At 62.2% G+C, this 1154-nt stretch carries 2 protein-coding genes; both read right to left on the bottom strand.

All coding sequences use genetic code 11. The features are described from left to right. On the bottom strand, positions 1 to 512 hold a 512-nt coding region (locus tag EOA24_RS38715; protein ID WP_133374944.1), incomplete at its 3' end, for a dipeptide/oligopeptide/nickel ABC transporter ATP-binding protein. After that, a partial coding sequence (locus EOA24_RS38710; protein WP_133374943.1) for an ABC transporter ATP-binding protein occupies positions 509 to 1154 on the bottom strand: 646 nt, incomplete at its 5' end. The genes EOA24_RS38715 and EOA24_RS38710, both read right to left, overlap by 4 nt.

Below are 1154 nucleotides of genomic sequence, written 5' to 3'. Positions count from 1 at the left end.
GACAGGGCGCGTGCAATGCCGAGCCGCTGGCGCTGACCGCCCGACAATTCGGAGGGGAGCCTGTGCATCATCTCAGGCGACATTCCGACCTTTCGGAGAAGGTCCGCAGCGAGTGCCTGGCGCTGCTTCCGGCTGAGACGCTCAAAGTTCTCGACAGGCTCCGTAATGATCTGCCCAGCGGTAAGTCGCGGGTTCAGCGACGAGTAGGGATCCTGAAAGACCATCTGCATCCGACGGCGCCAGGCGTGAAGCGCGTCTTTTTTGAGACCGGCTATATCGGTCCCGTCGATCAGCACGCGCCCACCCGTCGGCTCGACGAGCCGCATCAGGAGCCGCGCGACGGTGGACTTGCCGCAGCCGGATTCACCGACGATGCAAAGCGTCTCGCCCGCCTCGACGGAAAAGGATACGTCCTCCACCGCCCGGATCACCGGAATGCTTTTCTTGAAGATTCCTGCACCGAGCGGATAATACTTGGTCAGATTCTCGACTTTCAGCAGAGGACCGTTCATACGCCCATCACTTCTTCGGCGCGCCAGCAAGCTGAGGCATGGCCCGGCCCGACATCACGCAGGATGGGTGTCTTCTCGCGGCAAATATCGATCGCGAACGGGCAGCGAGGAGCAAAGCTGCAGCCCACAATGGGCTCGCGCAGACTTGGCACGATGCCGGGGATTTCCGGAAGGCGGCGCTGACGGCCTCGCCGCGGGTCAGGTACCGATCGCATGAGCCCCTGGGTATAGGGATGCGCCGGACGCGCAAACAGATCGATGACGTTGGCCTGTTCCACGATCCGGCCGGCATACATGACAATTACGCGCTGGCAGGTTTCGGCTACAACGCCGAGATCATGCGTAATGAACATGACGGCCGTTCCCATGCGCTCTTTCAGGTCGACGATGAGCCGAAGGATCTGCGCCTGGATAGTGACGTCGAGGGCCGTCGTCGGCTCGTCGGCGATCAACAGTTCCGGCGAGCAGGCTAGAGCCATGGCGATCATGGCGCGCTGGCGCATGCCGCCCGACATTTCATAGGGGTAGTTGTTGATGCGGCGCTCCGGGTCCGCGATGCGAACGAGACGGAGCATCTCTTCAGCCTTTGCCATGGCCACGGAGCGGGACGCTTTCGTGTGGATCGTCACCGCCTCTGCGATC

This window comes from Mesorhizobium sp. M2A.F.Ca.ET.039.01.1.1 (assembly GCF_003998035.1).
GTDB lineage: Bacteria > Pseudomonadota > Alphaproteobacteria > Rhizobiales > Rhizobiaceae > Mesorhizobium.
Note: the sequence above shows the minus strand (reverse complement) of the source record. Positions and strands in the feature narration are given on the sequence as shown.